This window comes from Burkholderia sp. Ac-20365 (assembly GCF_017104715.1).
In the GTDB taxonomy this organism is placed as follows: domain Bacteria; phylum Pseudomonadota; class Gammaproteobacteria; order Burkholderiales; family Burkholderiaceae; genus Paraburkholderia.
This window is the reverse complement of the sequence record NZ_JAAGPI010000003.1, coordinates 182214-198952: the sequence shown is the minus strand read 5'-3', so window position 1 is coordinate 198952 and position 16739 is coordinate 182214. Positions and strand designations below refer to the sequence as shown.

The 16739-nt window shown below is 58.4% G+C and carries 15 protein-coding genes and 1 pseudogene; 6 read left to right on the top strand and 10 right to left on the bottom strand.

From position 1 onward, the window contains the following. Nucleotides 1-20: 20 nt before the first annotated feature. The gene (locus G3O01_RS07365; protein ID WP_205803875.1) at nt 21-407 is read right to left on the bottom strand and encodes a MerR family transcriptional regulator; all 387 of its coding nucleotides are present in this window, start codon (nt 405-407) and stop codon (nt 21-23) included. A 114-nt stretch (nt 408-521) separates the two neighbouring features. Between G3O01_RS07365 and G3O01_RS07360 the strand changes: the two genes are divergently transcribed. Together G3O01_RS07360 and G3O01_RS07355 are read left to right on the top strand one after the other, a co-directional pair. Next, nucleotides 522-1403, top strand: coding sequence for an alpha/beta hydrolase (locus tag G3O01_RS07360; protein ID WP_205804085.1), 882 nt, complete (start codon nt 522-524; stop codon nt 1401-1403). Nucleotides 1404-1428: 25 nt separating this feature from the next. Next, nucleotides 1429-2340: an alpha/beta hydrolase gene (locus G3O01_RS07355; protein ID WP_205803874.1), complete on the top strand. Its 912-nt coding sequence runs from the start codon at nt 1429-1431 to the stop codon at nt 2338-2340. A 384-nt stretch (nt 2341-2724) separates the two neighbouring features. Here G3O01_RS07355 and G3O01_RS45165 read toward each other — a convergent pair whose 3' ends face one another. Then, nucleotides 2725-3426: an SDR family NAD(P)-dependent oxidoreductase gene (locus tag G3O01_RS45165; protein WP_241023750.1), complete on the bottom strand. Its 702-nt coding sequence runs from the start codon at nt 3424-3426 to the stop codon at nt 2725-2727. A 36-nt stretch (nt 3427-3462) separates the two neighbouring features. On the opposite strand from G3O01_RS45165, the gene G3O01_RS07345 reads away from it, so the two are divergent. Both G3O01_RS07345 and G3O01_RS07340 read left to right on the top strand, forming a co-directional pair. Next, entirely contained in the window at nt 3463-4935 is a 1473-nt protein-coding gene (locus tag G3O01_RS07345; RefSeq protein WP_205804084.1) for an MDR family MFS transporter, read from the top strand. A 140-nt stretch (nt 4936-5075) separates the two neighbouring features. After that, nucleotides 5076-5648, top strand: coding sequence for a carboxymuconolactone decarboxylase family protein (locus G3O01_RS07340; protein WP_205803873.1), 573 nt, complete (start codon nt 5076-5078; stop codon nt 5646-5648). A gap of 273 nt (nt 5649-5921) precedes the next feature. Here the strand turns inward: G3O01_RS07340 and G3O01_RS07335 are convergent, their stop codons facing one another. Further along, entirely contained in the window at nt 5922-7220 is a 1299-nt protein-coding gene (locus G3O01_RS07335; protein ID WP_205803872.1) for an Nramp family divalent metal transporter, read from the bottom strand. Between the two features lie 106 nt (nt 7221-7326). After that, on the bottom strand, nt 7327-8292 hold the full coding sequence (locus tag G3O01_RS07330; protein WP_205803871.1) for a ferritin-like domain-containing protein: 966 nt from the start codon (nt 8290-8292) through the stop codon (nt 7327-7329). A gap of 438 nt (nt 8293-8730) precedes the next feature. Between G3O01_RS07330 and G3O01_RS07325 the strand changes: the two genes are divergently transcribed. Continuing rightward, the gene (locus tag G3O01_RS07325; protein ID WP_346779158.1) at nt 8731-9327 is read left to right on the top strand and encodes a universal stress protein; all 597 of its coding nucleotides are present in this window, start codon (nt 8731-8733) and stop codon (nt 9325-9327) included. Nucleotides 9328-9608: 281 nt separating this feature from the next. Next, nucleotides 9609-9731: a hypothetical protein gene (locus tag G3O01_RS45160; protein ID WP_241023786.1), complete on the top strand. Its 123-nt coding sequence runs from the start codon at nt 9609-9611 to the stop codon at nt 9729-9731. Here G3O01_RS45160 and G3O01_RS45155 read toward each other — a convergent pair. The 6 genes and pseudogenes from G3O01_RS45155 to G3O01_RS07295 form a co-directional block, all read right to left on the bottom strand. After that, nucleotides 9677-9838: pseudogene (locus G3O01_RS45155) on the bottom strand (universal stress protein); the annotation flags it as partial. The gene G3O01_RS45160 and the pseudogene G3O01_RS45155 sit on opposite strands and share 55 nt — an antisense overlap. A gap of 160 nt (nt 9839-9998) precedes the next feature. Next, nucleotides 9999-10763, bottom strand: a complete 765-nt coding sequence (locus G3O01_RS07315; protein ID WP_205803870.1) for a hypothetical protein — start codon at nt 10761-10763, stop codon at nt 9999-10001. A 114-nt stretch (nt 10764-10877) separates the two neighbouring features. Then, complete coding sequence (locus G3O01_RS07310; protein WP_205803869.1) at nt 10878-12404, bottom strand: DUF1254 domain-containing protein; 1527 nt, start codon at nt 12402-12404, stop codon at nt 10878-10880. 43 nt (nt 12405-12447) lie between these two features. Continuing rightward, nucleotides 12448-13974 (bottom strand): DUF1254 domain-containing protein, encoded by a 1527-nt coding sequence (locus G3O01_RS07305; RefSeq protein WP_205803868.1) that lies wholly within the window; start codon nt 13972-13974, stop codon nt 12448-12450. 832 nt (nt 13975-14806) lie between these two features. After that, nucleotides 14807-15112 (bottom strand): hypothetical protein, encoded by a 306-nt coding sequence (locus tag G3O01_RS07300; protein ID WP_205803867.1) that lies wholly within the window; start codon nt 15110-15112, stop codon nt 14807-14809. 173 nt (nt 15113-15285) lie between these two features. Then, on the bottom strand, nt 15286-16587 hold the full coding sequence (locus G3O01_RS07295; protein WP_205803866.1) for a PAS domain-containing protein: 1302 nt from the start codon (nt 16585-16587) through the stop codon (nt 15286-15288). Nucleotides 16588-16739 lie beyond the last annotated feature (152 nt).

The following is a 16739-nucleotide window of genomic DNA, read 5'->3' as shown; positions in this document are numbered from 1 at the left end:
GCGAGCCGAACAGCTTCACATCAGTCGATTGGCGGAAACGTACCTTCCGTCAAGGTCTTGATGAGCCTCGCGCGGCGCCGTTCGAGATCCGCCATCTGACGATCGATTGCTTCAAGGCGTTGCCGCTGGACGTCGGTGATCTGGTCGCACGAGCGCGCGCCTTCGATGAGAAGCATGCAATCCGGAAAGCTGCGAATGTCGTCGATGGTGAAACCGGTCGCGATCATGCGCTGGATCTGCCTGACCTGTGTGACGGCCTTCTCGGGAAACATGCGGTAGCCATTGCTTGCGCGCGCCGACGCGAGCAAACCATGTTCGTCGTAATGCCGGATCGATCGCACGCTTGTACCGGTGCGTTGCGACAGTTCTCCGATCGTCAGCAGCTTTTGCGAGGGCGTCCCGTTCATGAAAATCAGGTTAGCACATTTCGCTTGACCCTCACATTGACGTGAGGGTTGAGACTGCATGCACTGTTCACTCTTGAGGATCATTCTGTGTCCACCCGCATGCTCACTTTTTTCATGACCGGCGCACTTTCGGCGGCAACGCTTTTTGCAGCGGCACCGGATGCAGTCGCTGCCTCGACCAGCTATAGCGTGACATCGAACGATGGCGTAAAAATTGCCGTTCAGGAAAGCGGCAACCCCAACGGGCCGGCCATCATTCTGGTTCACGGCCTGCTCGGCAGTCGCCTGAACTGGGACGCACAGGTGCAGAGCCCCCAATTGCGCCAATACCGGCTCATTACTTACGATCTGCGCGGTCACGGCCTTACGGATAAGCCATCCGGTGCGCAACCGTATCACGACGGACGGAAATGGGCCGACGACCTCGCCGCCGTCATCAAGGGCTCGCATGCGAACAAACCCGTTGTAGTGGGTTGGTCGCTCGGCAGCGTGGTCATATCCAACTACCTGGCAACCTACGGCGATCGCGACATTGCCGGCGCCGTGTACGTCGATGGCGTGGTTGAGCTTGCGCCCGGACAGATCGTGGATCACCCCGAGGTCTATCAGAACATGAACTCTCCGGATCTGAAGACACATCTCGACGGGGCACGTACGTTCGTCGGATTGTGCTTCAATCATCGTCCGGATGCCGACACCTTTAACCGGCTGCTCGCCAACGCCGCGATGGCGTCGTGGGACATGCAGAAGGAAATCCCGACCATGACGGTGTTTGCCGCTGATGGGATCAGCAAGGCGCGCGTGCCATTGCTGTTCATCTACGGCGGCCACGATGCACTGGTTGATACAAACGCGACGCTGGCCCGCGCGGCCGAACTGAATCCACGTATCACCAGCAAGGTGTACGCCGGTTCGGGACACGCGCCGTTCATCGAAGAGCCGGACCGGTTCAACCACGATCTGGCGGAGTTCGTCAGATCGGTATCCGGACAATGACGTCACGTTCCACAAGGAGAAAATCATGACGACCGACACCGCGCGAACTGCTACGAATGACTTCTTCCCCGGTTTCGCCACGCTCGATATCGAAACGGAAGATGTCTCGTTTCATGGCAGAGTCGGTGGCACGGGATTGCCGGTTTTGCTGTTGCACGGCTATCCGCAGACTCACGTTGCGTGGCGATTGATTGCGCCCGAGCTTGCGAAGCACTACACCGTCATCGTCCCGGACTTGCCGGGATATGGCGACAGCCGGACCCGCAACGATAAGCCGCGCTGGACCAAGCGTCGCGTCGCCGGTGCGCTCGTTGCGTTGATGGACCGGCTCGGGCATGACCGGTACGCGGTGGTCGGACATGATCGGGGGGCGCGCGCCGGATACCGGCTTGCACTGGACCACCCTCAGCGGGTCGCCGCCTATGCATCGCTGACCGTTATCCCTACCCTCGACGCGTTCGCGGGTGTCGACAAGACCTTTGCGCTAAACGCCTGGCACTGGTTTTTCCTGGCGCAGCCCGCCGACCTTCCGGAACGGATGCTGGCGTCCGATCCAGACGCTTACCTCGACGCAGCGCTGACGAAGATGGCAGGCGGGCTCGCGCGCATCGATCCTACGGCACTCGACGCTTATCGCACCGCCTTTCGGAATCCGGAAGTGCGTCACGCGATGTGCGAAGACTACCGCGCCGCTGCAGCAGAAGATCACGAACACGACGCTAGCGACCTTGCGGCGGGTCGAAAGCTCGCCTGTCCGGTTCTGGTGCTTTGGAGCGAGCAGGAACAGAAGGCGAGAAACACCTCACCCATCGATACGTGGTCCCGTTGGGCGACGAATGTTACGGGCGCGGGGTTGCCGGGAGGTCATCTGTTACCCGAGGATGCGCCGAACGAAGTGTTGTCGGCCCTCGGTGAATTTTTAAGCGACAAGTTCTAGTCAGCCAGGAGATCGGAGGCTTTGGAAGAGATGAACATGAGGCAATCAGAATCCAGTAACACGCAGTTGATTCAGTGGGAGGCACATGCCTGTCTTCCGTTGATTCCAGGGCAGGACATGTCGAGTCTGAAGCGTTATCGGGACGCCGGATTCCACCATGTGTCGGTCAATGTGGGCATGGACATGACGCCTTTCGATACCGTAGTACGGGTGATCGCGGGCTTTAGACACTGGCTGACTCAGCACGCGGAAGACTTCGTGCTGGTCGGCACCATGGACGATATTTACCATGCGCGTGAACATCGAAAGCTCGCGGTTTCGTTCGACCTCGAAGGTTCAAATATGCTGCTCGAAGATCCCGCTATGGTCGAGCTATTTGCGAATTTAGGCGTTCGCCAGATGCTGCTTACCTACAACCGGGACAACAGTTGTGCCGGCGGGTGTCATGGAGCCGGGAGTCTCGGGTGCGCGCCCCGGAAGTACCAGGCAAGCACGCACGCCAAACTGCTCGAGTTCCATTGCCATTGACTCGGTGAACGCACCAACCGCGGCCTTGCTAGCGCGATAAGCGGCAATAATAGGTACCGCTTTCAACGTCACGCTCGACGTGACGTTGATGACGACGCCAGCCTTACGCTCACGAAACTGCGGTATCACCGCCCGCGTCATCGCGATCGTGCCGAACGTGTTGGTCTCGAAGACTTCGCGCACGGTCGCAAGCAGGGTGACCTCAGCCGGGGACGCTTCAACGGCAAAAAGAGTCCCCGATCCGGTCAGTGATGAACGCGCGCTTTTCACGCTCGACGACAAGTATCCCGTGGCCAGGCCGCTCTCAAACACACCAGGCGGTGCGCGCAACCGGCTTTCAGCCACTCCGCGTAGATAGTCCCCCATGTCGGGCAATGAGGGAGACATCCGTTTGAGCCGCCTGAGCAGATTTTCGACTCTTTCGGGCAGTGAAAAGCGGAGAGCGTGGCCGTACAGTTGAACCCAGGCTATCCGGTGTTCCCGCTTGTTTGGGATAGACGGCTTGCCGAGTCTATCGATTTCGGTGACGCGTGGATTCTTGTCCTGAACCGTCGCCATTTCAGCAGGAATACCATGAACACAATGCTAGCCAACCTGTCTTCAAGATCGGAGACATCCAGGCCACTTGTCATCGCAGCCGTGATGGCCTCGCTGGCGATGGTCGCCATCGAAGCGACAATCGTCTCGACCGCGATGCCGCAGATCGTGACGAAACTCGGCGGACTGCACCTGTATAGCTGGGTTTTCTCGTCGTTTTTGCTGACGCAGACCGCCATGACGGTAGTCTTCGGCAAGCTCGCGGACATCTTTGGCCGCAAGCGCATCATGCTCACCGGCATTGCCATTTTTCTGATCGGATCGGTGCTGGCCGGCTTCGCCTGGTCGATGCCGGCGATGATCGTCTTCAGACTCATTCAGGGCATCGGCGCCGGTTCTATACAACCGGTCACGCTGACCATCGTCGGCGACCTCTATCCGGCGAAAGAGCGTGGAAAGGTTCAAGGGTATCTGGCCAGCGTGTGGGCGACGGCGGCGGTCCTTGGGCCGATGATCGGCGGATTCATTGTCCGTGACTTTTCGTGGGCATGGATCTTCTGGATCAACATCCCCATCGGATTGATTTCAGCCGCAGGGTTTGTCCTGTTCCTGCATGAAAAGGAAAGAGATGCCCGGCCGTCGATCGATATCGGCGGTGCGGTTCTCTTCACTGTCGCCATCGCAGCGTTCATGATCGGCCTGACGAGCCTGAGTACAGCGGACTATACGCACGCGATACTCAGCGGCGGCGTGTTCGTTGCAAGCGCAGCGCTGTTTGTCTGGCAGGAATTGCGAAGCCCCGACCCGATGATTTCGTTTAGCCTGTGGGGACATCGGCCCATTGCGATGACCAACCTCGCGACGGTTTTCTCCGGCATGGCCTTGATGGGACTGACCACTTTCCTGCCGATGTATGTTCAGGGTGTGCTGCATCGCACGCCGGTGGTCGCAGGCTTTGCGCTAACCATGGTCATGGTGGGCTGGCCGCTAGGCGCCACGCTTTCCGCCCGCTCCTTTCACCGGTTCGATCTGCGCAAGCTGCTCATCGGTGGAAGCGCCGTGATCCCGATTGGCGCGATGGTCTTCGTTTCGTTGACACCTCATAGCGCCCCGCTTCTGGCCGCTATCGGATCGCTGGTCATGGGCTTCGGAATGGGCGCACTTAGCGTCACTTCTCTCGTCCTTATCCAGGAGCAGGTCGACAAGTCGCAACGTGGCAGCGCTACCGCCTCAAACCTGTTCTCACGCAACCTCGGAAGCACACTCGGTGCGACCGTCTTCGGCGCCTTGCTCAACTACGGACTGGCTCATTCGAAGACGCTCGGCGTCGTCACCTCCGATCAACTGCGCAAGGTGATCGAGTCAGTCCCCGGCAGTACGGACAGCTTTGCCGCGATTCGTCTGGCGTTGCATCAGTCCGTTCATCTGACGTTTGTCGGACTGTTTATCGTCGCTCTGGCGATCGTCGTTTTCGCGATTCTCGTGCCCGCCGTTGCTGCTGCCAGAAACCGCGAAGCGTCTCAGCATTGAAAATGGTTTCACTGTTCCACTCATATGTAGAGCGCCAGCAACCAGCTGCACATCTAATGCAACGATTCAAGTTCTTCGTTGTAGTCGCCCGGGCACTACGCGATTTATAGCTGTTAAACAGAAACATCAAAGGAAATAACATGACCCGTCTTACTACCGCCACCCTTGAAAACGCGACTGGCGCAACCGCGGAAGTCTTCGCGAAGATCAAGAAAAACGTGGGCAAAGTTCCCAATGCATTTGCGACGATCGGCACTCACAGCCCTGATGGACTGCAGGCCATATTCGCAATTGACATGGCAGTCACCCGAAGCGAACTGTCGGACGCTGATATCGAAACGCTTAAGCTGGTCGTCAGCGAGGTTTCGGGCTGCGATTACTGTGTGGCGGCTCACGCGTTGAAAGGCAAATTCGCGGGCCTGTCTCAGGAGGTAATGACGCTGGTCCGCGCAGGAAAGCGCACTGATGACGCAAGGCGCGATGCGCTGGTACGTTTCGTTCGGGTTCTTGTCGAAACCCGGGGTACGCTTCCCGCCGCGGAACTGGATGCGTTTCGTGCGGCTGGCTACAGCGAACATCAGGTGATCGGCGTGACTCTGGCAATCGCTTCCATCACGTTTGGAAACCTGGTGAATCGCATCAACGACACCGTAATCGATTTCCCGCTGCCAACCCAACTGGTGGCCGAAAGCAACGAAAGCACCCGCGGATGACGGATCCATCCGGGTCCGCGCTGTCCAGGCGGAAGGAGGAGACATCCAGATCGCGCGCGAGTGACTGTTCCAGGTTAGATCCGGGTCGTAGCAAACACACCAAACCTGTCGATTGCTATGCTACGACCCGTGCAATGCCTTTCCGAGCACAGCCGCCATTCGTCGCGTATCGACTTAGATGGTAGCCAGATGTGTCGGTCAGCGCGCGAACTCGGCGCAAGGCGGCGATTCACCGCGCACAAACATCAAGACGACTACGCACCAGACGCTTTCTCAGCCGCGAAACGCCTGCGCGATCAACACGAAGTTCAGACACAGCACAACCACCGTGCAAACCAGCGCAGCAGCATTCGTGATCATCCTGTTGCGAAAGCGCCCCATCACGGCAGTCCGTGACGTGAACCAAACCAGCGCGATCATAGGCACCGGCAACGCGATGCTCAGCACGACCTGGCTCAACACCAACGCGCGCGTCGCGTCAACGCCGCATGCGACGACCACGAACGCGGGCGCCATCGTCACGAGCCGTCTCACCCAGAGCGGCACATGAAAGCCCACGAAACCCTGCATGATCATCTGTCCCGCCATCGTGCCGACCACCGAACTCGATATGCCCGAAGCAATCAACGCAGCGAGGAAGAACCCCGCTGCGGCGCTGCCAAGCAACGGCGTGAGCGTGCGCCACGCGCTCTCGATGCTCACGATGTCCGGGTTGCCCTGATGAAACGCGCCGGACGCCATGATCACCATCGCCAGGTTGATGAGACCCGCCACGCCGAGTGCCACCACCACTTCGATATTCGAGAACTTCAGCAACGTAGCCCTTTCGCGATCGTTGCGTGCCGACACACGAGTCTGCATCAGCCCTGAATGCAGAAACAGCACATGCGGCATCACGGTCGCGCCGACGATGCCCACGGCGAGCGTCAATGCGTTGCCGTCGGGAATGGAAGGCGTGATGGCATGGCTAGCGACCGCATTCCAGCTCACCTGCGTCATCGTCAGTTCGGCCAGATACGACAGTCCGATCACACCGACGAGTGCCGCGATCGTCAGTTCCAGTGGACGAAAGCCGCGCTTCTCGAACTGCAACAGGCTGTAGGTGACGGCGGCCGTGATGCACATTGCGGGCAACATCGGCAGATGACATAACAAGGCCACGCCGATCGAGCCGCCGGTGAATTCCGCAAGGTCCGTCGCCATCGCGGCCAGTTCGCTGATCAGCCACATCGCCATCACACATCGCCGCGGCAGTGAGTCGCGACATAGCTCTGCGAGATTGTGACCAGTGACGAGACCCAGTTTCGCCGACAACGACTGGAACAGCATCGCAATCAGATTCGACAGAACGACGACCCATAGCAGCGCATAACCGTAGCCCGCGCCCGCCTGAATGTTGGTGGCGAAGTTACCGGGATCGATATAGGCGACCGAGGCGACGATAGCCGGGCCGGCGAATGCGAGCATCGTGCGCGGACCACGGCGCGTGCCGGCGAGTGCGGCATGCATCGTCGTGCGCGAGCGCTCGGTAAGCGATGGGGACGCGACGGTATCTACAGCGATTCTGTTCATCCATAGCTCCAGTGCGTCGATCAACCCACAAGACAGCGCGCAAAAAAAAGGACAGCGGGCGAAAACTTCGTGTTGCCCGCTGCTGGTCACCCCGCGCAATACGGATTTACGCACTCATGTTGAGCGTGCCATTCACACCGTTTGGAAAGAAGCCGCCCTTCATGGCTGCTGAACTGGTTAGATACACAATGTTGAGTACGTTTGCGTAATTACGGCTAAACGCAAGCCCGTTGCTGTCGAGTGGAACGATGTTGGATATATCCGCCGTCGCGCCGGAAATGCCCTGATCGTCGTGTCCGTTATTGTCGAGGCTGTCGCGCGCAGCAGAAATGGCATTGGCCGCCGATACCAGACTCGTCATGTCGAGCCCTTTCGCATACAACGTCGTGCGCACGAGGCCCGCGTGATACGCCTCGGCTGCGAGTATGCCCGCCGCTGCTTCCAGAAAAGTCTTGTTCGTGATGAGCGGCGATGCGCCCTTGTAGGCCGTGACGCCCACGTCTTCGAAGATGAATGCGCCGAGCAAAAAGTTGTTGTCGCTGGCATAGGGGTTGAATGCGGCGCCTGCACCGACGAGTCCCGCAGCACGCGCCGCATTCGAGAATGCGCCGTTCGGGTCCGTGCCGCCGATATCGATCGCAGGCTGTGCGACCGCTGCGGAACCCAACGCGCTGCGCAGAAACGTGACGTGCTCGCGCTCGTCCTTCGCAATCTCGTTTGCGTACGCTTTGACCAACGGATCCTGAAACGGCACCTGCTGACCGGCAATCACAGCGCCCATCGTGCCGACACCCGTGGTCATCGAAGCCGGCAAGCCGGCTCCCGTCGTCGCATAGCTATAGAACTGCGATTCGAGGTATTCGAGGTTCAGCGCGAAGTTGAGAATCTCCGCATCGGTCGGCGCGCCGGCCGCACCAGCGTTATTGCCCGATCCGCCGCCACACGCACTGATGATCGTGCCGCCCACGAGGCCAAGACCAAGACCACCTGCGTTTCTGAAGAACTGACGCCGGTTCCTGCGGCGCTCGGCACGCCGGTCGAATGTATCGAGAAGTGCTTTTGAATCTGACATGATCCTGCTCCTTTCGATGTTCAATTGAACCCATGCCGGAGACGGCATGAACGGAGACACGGACTTGTCAGTGGCAGGCAACGGTCGCGTCTTCATTAGCGTTACGTTGCTCGAACGTGAGCGGATGCAGCGTAGTAGAACTTTATTTGCGTTAAGGCATCGGGTATGCACGCCTCACGTTTTGAATGCGTCGCGGACGTGCCTGTCGCGTCACCCAATTTGACTTTCATCAGTTCACGCGATGAATGGAAAACCGGTAATCTCTGCCCTTCTTCGTCCGCGATACGTGCGATCGCGTAAAAAGGAAAGCAATCCGACGTTTGCGGCGACCCGGGAGATCCTGATGCCTTCGCAACTATTCGACGGTCACACGACTCCTGCAAGGCATTGCGCTGATACACCGGGCGCACGAAGGCGAACCTTGTACAGTCGGCCAGGGTGGAACATGTCATCAAGACCGACTTCATCATCACTGACATGATGATGCCGGAGATGACGGGTATTGATTTCTTCAACGTACTCCGTGCTTGCACGCGAAAACGCCGATCACGTGTACTATTTGATTCACATATGGCCAAAAGGGGCGACGACATGACGGTGATTGTGCTCGCGATGGATGGCTCCGCGCACAGCGCAGCGGCGGCTCAACGTCTGGCGGAGCGTCCGCTGCTATTGCCACCGCTGATCGTGCATGTGGTCCATGTATCGCCAGTTCTTGGAAGAACGGGTCTTCACGCCGCAGACTTCCAGGAAGAGAACCGGCTGGAGGCCGAACGCGTCTTCGAAACAGCCCGAGCCGTGCTCGAGCCTGCCGCGTCGGTTGTCCATCTGCACTGGCTGCATGGCGATGCGGATATCGAAGTCATGCGGCTTGCCTCGGAGGTCGATGCGGACGTCATCGCGCTCGGTGCAAAAGGACGCGGCGCGATGGTGACGGCCATCGTGGGATCGGTGGCGTCGACTATCCTCCAACGGGCCACGATCCCCGTGCTGCTCATCAATTCTGTAGCGAGCCTCGCAGACCGCGACACGTGAGCGGGACCGTATTTTGCGCGCTGACGCTTCATCCGCGCACCTTCGGATACAGGCTGACCGTCGCGACGCCAGGCCACGTGTAAAATCCACGCAGAGTGTCAGCTGCATGTCGCAGCGAGACAGGTTATCTGCGCTGGTCGGGCCGCCACGCAAGGTTCCGCTCGCTCATACCACACGACTCTTCATCGAACACGCTATCGCGTGCCTATCGCATCGCCCAGAAAGCCTTCACGGCGCTCGAACATTTTCTGCACGTCGAAGCCGCCAGCGGCATCGTTCTGATGGCAGCCGCGGCGCTCGCGCTCGTCTGGGCCAATTCGCCGTTCGCGCACAGTTATCACGCTCTCTGGGAACGCGACTGGAACGCGACAGCGCGACCCTCGCTTACCTCCTCCAGCACTTGAAGCACCTCGACCCTCGACACACATTTTTCCGCAAACAGGAACGCTGCATGCCGCGCAGCTTCCATTGATCCCGATTGAGAAAGCACCGGAATAAGCAGCTTTAACATCCCACCCTCTGTCGGATACTCACCTGCTTCTATTCCAGCACCCAGTGTGTAAAGACCCCGCCAAGGTTGACTACTTCGATGTAAACATTTTGCAAACGCTTCCTGCCGGGACGCGAAAGGTAACGTAGCGCCAGTCTTTAGCCACGCGAGCATGAGCGGTTCACTGTCCCATTGATTGAATCAGTCGCGTGAGGTTCTGCGGCTGAACCCGGATGATGCCGCCACGCGGGCTGTCGATATCCGCAATCAGCGCGAGCGACAACCCGACCGTGACCGGCAGCACTGTAATCAACAACCCGCGGCGCAGCTTTCCTTTCGCACCATACCCCTGCACCATGCAGCCAAATAGCGCAATCAGGATCATCAGAATCCATGCGCCGATCGGGATGTGGTTGATCCGTGCCGCTTCGGAGTAGTCCTGCGAGTTGAGGGTATCGTTCATCCCGGCAACGACCAGCGCACCTATCGGATCAGGCTTCTCCTTCGCGACCTGGACGGCAAGTCGCCAGAGTTCTGCTTGCGTGTCTGCCGTTTCCTTGCCTAAGCGCGCAAGCTCCTGCGGATCACGTGTCTTGAAATCTGCAAGCCGCAATTTTGTGTAACGGACCAATGTGGCCTTGATCTGCGCCGCGACCTCGGGATCGGCCAGATCGGCTCGCGCGTATTCAGTGCCAATCGCATTCGCCTCGCCCTCCTCCAGATTCTTGCGCTGGTCGTACCGTCCGACCGCCATCGACAGGCTAAAGCCGATCAGAAGCGCCAGGAGTGTCAGTGTCGACGTCTGGACGAGGTTGAAGTCCTCACGTTCACCTTCCTGCAACGCGAGCATGCGCCTCAACACATATGCACCGAACGCGACGGCCGCAATGAACAGCACGACCAGAAATACAAACAGAACCACCGGATGAGCGATAAACGCTGCCATGCATGTCTCCACTAAAGGACCTGTCATCGGAACCGGGCCGCCTCATGCAGCGAGGATCATCTCTGCGTAGACGGGCCGATTCCGCTCCGTCAGGCAACGCATATACCGCTGCGCTCAGGTCGTCTTCCGGATCACAGGTGGCTTCCACGACTGGTCGAGAATGCCCTGCTTGCCCCAATACGCCCGGATATACAAAGAAAAGCTTCCGGTGGGCGCAGGCAGCCAGTTCGACTCATGTTCGGCCCCGGGCGATGTCGCGCCCGCGTGGAGCGTCAGCGAGCCGTCGGCATTGCGTTTCAGACCCGTGTTCTTGGTGCCGAGTGAATAGCGCTTCAGGTCGTTGGGATGAAAGAGATGCTTCTCGTTGTATAGCGTTAGCGACCAGAAGCCATTGACGGGCGGATCTTCGCCCTTGGCAAACGTGATTTCATAAGCATTCGCGCCGTTCAGCAACTGACCCGAGCTGTCAAAGTCGGTGTAGAAATACTGCGTCTCGTTGGGTCTGTTATCGAACATGTTCGATTTGGCTGTCCCCGTCCGGTCGAAGTAATCGAAGCCGGTTTGCGCGTTGTTGGTCGAGCGGTTCCAGTTGTTGCCTGCCGGCAGCCCGTTATGCCGCCATTCGAAGAACGGACCGATCACTTCCCGCTCGGTATCCGTTGCTGTCGAGATCAGTGTCTTTTTGATGTCCGGGTCGCGTGCCGCTACCTCCATCAACGATCTGAACTGCGCATAGAGCGCTTCTTCACCGGGCAGCGGCGGCACCGTGTCGAGCACCTGATCGAACTGGTCGAAGAACTTCTCGGGAATAACCCACTTCGTTTCACCACTGCCATCGGATTGCGGCCCCTGTATCTCCCGTGCCTTGTTCCATTCAATCGTCTTCATATGACCGTCGAACTGTTTCAGCGGATAGAAGACGACCTGGTTGAGCACCTTCTGGATTGCCTGCCTGTCTTCTGCTGTATCGTTCTGGAACACGCGTGGTATGGCATTGGCAAGCGACGTCGGGCAACGGATGATTTCGGTAATACCTGCAGGCTTGCTCCCTTTCCAGTTCGGTCCAACCAATAGATAGAAGCCGCGCTTTGTCTTGTAGGGTTTGCCTATGTGACCAAACTGGTTCGTGCGCGCGTCGTACAGCGCATAGACCCAGAATCGGCCCCCGAAGTCGGGCACCTGCGCAACGACTGGCTCTTCATCAAGTGAGAAAAACCCGAGCCCGTAGACCACGTCCTGGTTCGGGCAAGTGACGAAAGTCTCAGCAGGGTCGATGTAGTCATGGAGCATTCCCACCTGTCCGCGTGGCGCAGCGGGAAGCACACCATTGAGTAGTCCAGGGTACGGCGCCCGCGTAATGGCGTTAAACCGGTTGATCATGTTGACCATCGGCCAGCCCCAGATATAGGCCATGCGGGCAATCACCTGGGCATATTCCGGGTGCATCAGAATGCCACGCGGCGGCAACGTCTCCTTCACCGGTGTATTTGAATCTGCATTCGCAGCTTTCGGCATGCTGCCTTTCCGATCGGCAGCCTCTGCCCGCGGCGCTGTGGCCAACGATGCATAAGCAAGTGGTAGTGCCGCGCCCAGCGCGGTGACCAGTCTTCGTGTCGCATTCACGTCGTTTTGATCGGCCATGTCTGCCTCGTTAGTTTGAAGGTCTGTCCTCGAGACGGGTGTATCAACTGGTCTTTTCGAGGTCGCCGGGCTTCCAGCTCTGATCGAAAAACGCCTTCTCCGGTGAGTAGAGTCTGAAGATCACGAAATAGCCTTTGCCCGACACCGTCCGGAGCCAGTTCTTCTCTTTGCCGGCTGGTGCGCTCGGGCCAAAGTAAAGATCAATCGATCCGTCGGTGTTCTGCACGGGCTTATCCATCTTGTTCAACGACGGATGCGGCTGGCCGTTATCGAGTCCGGACGCAGTGGTCGCGTCATCTACCGTCGCTGACCAGAAGTTCTTCGCGGGAACGTTCGGCGGCAGATGCAGCGTGTACGACTGCCCGCCATCAAGGAAATTGCCATCCTTGTCGCGGAACGTGACGGGATACTTCGCGCCTGCATCGACGAGGTTTTTCACCATCCCCGGACTTGCAGAATACGCGCTCGTAAAGTACCCCGAGCGTTGTTCGAGATTGGTAAATGTCCGGCTCGACTGGAACGATGTATCCTCGCCCGCAAACACATTGACCCACTGGCGATCGGCGTAGTACTTGCCGCCCGGTTCCTGGACGAGCAGATCGGTGATCACAACCTTGCTCATCTTGAATGCGGCCTGCGCTGCACGATCGAGCAGCGCCTGCATCTCGGGCGTCGGAGAGAATGGCTTGCCTTTCTCGATGCCTATGGTGTGCAGGAAGCCTCGCATGTCGAGATCCGACGGGTCGACGTATTCACTGTCGATGAAGCGCGACATCATCTGAAAGTAGCGGATGTCGCGAGGAAATAGCAGGTCGGCGGCCTTCTGGTTCGCGTCGGGGAACTGCATCGCTTTGGCGCTCGCCTTCTGGCCAAGCGGATAGATGCGCGTGGCGGCAATCTGCGCGTTTGCTTTTGAAAGGTCATTCGGGTCCGTGAAGAACGTGCGCCAGAACAGAAACACGTTATACGTGCGGGAGCGGTAAACGAATGCCCCGTTTGGTATGCTGCCTTTGGGTGGCTCACCCTTGTAGTCAGGCGGCAAGAGCACATAGGTGCCGCCTTTTCCCTTGTCGGGTCCAGCAAGACCGACGTCACCGATCCAGGTTCGCCCTCCGATGGTCGGTCCGACGAGCGGACGCTGGAAGAAATCGTCAAACATGCCCTGCACGCCCTGTGGCGCTTCAACCACGAGTGGACCATCCTTGTGGAGATCCAGATAGCCCATTGCATAGACCACGTCCGAGTTTGGTGTCGTGACGAGCGTCGACGCCTGGATACGTTCCTTCCATACGGGCAAAACGTTGTAACCCGCGCCGAAGACTTTCTCCGAACCCTCTTTCATCGCCCAGATGTTGATGGCGGGCAAGGCCCAGAGGTACGCTTGCGTCGCACGTTGGAAGATCAGTTCATCACGCAACAATCGGGCAGTGTCGGCGGTGGGATAGTCCTTATCAAAGGGAGCGTTGACGAGCGGGTCGTACCGGGCGTCTTGCGCGTTCGACGCGTACGTCACGAAGAGCGCGGTGGCGGCAAGCGCGAATTGGGCGGCCGTCCAGCGAGTCAGTTTCATGGCTGTTTCCCTGAGAGTTGTTCATGGTCGAAACGAGCAACTGTTCACGCTCCCCGCGAACAGCAAGGTTTGATCGCGAGGCACTGCAAGCATAGGCGGGGTTATGTGGCTGCTGCAAACAAAGGGCCTCACGTTTTTGCCATATGGCATATCGAGGCGTTCGCACCAACAATTTGCGCAACAATCGAGCTGACTGTTTCGAACAGTGTCGCCTCGGGACGACAAACTTGTGACTTTTCCTTGATCGCGACGTGAATTCCGGTTGCCACACTTCTTTCCGGGTGCCTCGAAAGCGTTGTGCGTTGTGCGTTTTGCGGCCGGCATCTTAATGAAGTCGGAGGAGGTCATGAACGCTAGTCCTCGGTCCTTGCATTCTCTGGTCGACAAATGGCTCGCACCAACCGCGACTACCCTGATCCGGGTAACCCGGTTCCGTCCAGCCAGCGGGCAAAACCAGCGGTACGTTTGCGTCGAAACAAAACGTCAGAACGATACATTGTCGATGTTCTTTTTCCGGCACGATGATGGCTGGTGCGTATTCCCGCCGAACAACAACCGGACTTTTCTCAGTTATCCTGCGCGAGTCCCGGCCCGCTAGCCGATTTGCATCGCGACCACGACGACCGGCCAGATCAGTGCTGGAGCACGTCGCGCATGCACGCATGTATCGTCGTACCTGGGACTTCGTACATAGACCGTTCGTCGCGCCTGTTCGAGTTCGATTCTCCGCACGAGAGAAGATCCGGTGGCCGGTTCTCGCCAGACACCACAACAGGACGTAACGCGCGGCGAATCGCTATTCAGCCTGAACGCCGCGCTTGACGCCCAACAATCAATGCCCACGGAACACGTCGAGTAACTGCTTCTGCAGGTCCATCATCGACTGCATGAATTCCATTTCCATTTTTGCCATGGTCTGGTCATGTTCCATGGTCATCTGCATCATCTTGTTCTTGATCTGCACCACTTCATTTCTTTGCTGCGCAGTAAGCTTGTCCATCGACATGGTCACGGGACTATCCCACCATGGCCCGTACATCCCGCTGCGGCCGATACCTTGTGCCTGCGCATGCGTCGCGCCGATTGCACAAGCCAGAGGAACGACAGCACAAAGAATTGCGTTGCGAAAGGTTTTCATGTCTGCTCCAGAAAAGGAAATGCGCCGCCACCGTGGCCGACGCGCTACGACAAGTCCTGTGCTGGAGCGCTATTTTCCGGACCTCGTCCAGAAACATTCGCAGTGAACCGCTCCATACCGAACTTCCAGGAGCGATTCTGGTTGGCGCTCATCACGCCTATATCAACCGGAAATCACATGTTCGTCACATTCGATGCAGAGCGCGGTACATCATCAGTGCCGAAAGCGTCCTGCCCGTTCAGGAGCCGTGAGTGACTGAGACGATCAAGCGCCGCCTTGCGTTCGATTTCGGCAGCCGCGCGTGTCGTGAATATCTGATACACCGCGTCGGTCAGGACGTCCTGTTCCTTCATTTCCCGGTCATTGAAGAAGGCCATGTGTCCAATCACCTCGCCCCGTGTACCGAAGATCGGGATGCCGTAGTAGCTTTCGTATGCTTTGTCGCGGGCGAATAATTTCCCGACACCCGACGCGTGAAATACGGGGCGGCCGTTGCTGTACACCGCTTCGCACGGCGTGCCTGCCAGTTCGAATTCGATGTTTTCCCGGAAGTCATCGCGAAGCCAGTAAGCGAGCGTCTGCACGCTTTTGGGTGGCCAGCCGGTGCATTCCGTAATGAAGGCGCACGGCACGTCCAGTGCGGCCGCGAAGTGGCGCACCAGCGCCCGGAAAAATGCCTCGCCCCCCATCCCCGCCGTGCCATCAACGATATGCTGCAACACGCTCTCGATATGCTTTATCCGTGTGATATCCGTATCGAGCGCAACGATGCGCAGCGGCTTACCGCTCGCGTACCGTATGACGGTACCGAGCGAGCTTACCCAGCGATACCGGCCATCCCTGTGCAGTAGCCTGAACTGATGCTCGAACTGGCGTTCCTGTCCTTCCAGGCGACATCGCAACGTCGCATCCACGCCGGCAAGGTCAAGGGGATGGATATGTCCGCGCCAGTTTTCCAGTGAATCCGGGAACTCGTCGTCGCCATACCCGAGCATGCATTTCCATCGTGTGGAGAGCACAAACTCGTTCGTTTGCAGATTCCATTCCCATGGACCGTCGTCCGCGATCCGCATGGCGAGTACGTACCGCTCTTCGCTGTATTGCAGTTCGGCCGCGAGGGCCGAACGCTTTGCTTCGGCAGCATTCAGCGCCTGACCTAGCGCCTCGGCCTTGTCGATGAATTGTCCGGCCGCGCGCTGCACCGCCTGCACTTCGTCGACCGCTCCACGCGTTGCATTGGGGATAGCGGCCTCTCCAAACGTATGCAGAATGGCTCTAAGGGGACGGCACAGACGAAGTTCCGACACCGCTCCCATGACCACGAGCAGTATCGCAAGCGTCACCGCAACGACAATCAGAAGACCCGATCGAACATTCCCGGTTACCAGCGCGGGAATGGGACTGGCAGCGAGAACAACGAGCATGAGCAGCGCACAGACGGCGGCCGGCCAGATCAGCTTCCATTTGAGACTCATACGAAGGCCCCAATTTCTCGCGTCGAAGGGTGTTCCGCTCTTCCAAAAGATAGGCGAACATCCCGCTCTGCACCAGCGCGTGCCGCAAGGCCGCTCATATAGAAGGGGCGAACGCAGATCAAAAATTGGACGCAATCGTGACGGATTCGTGA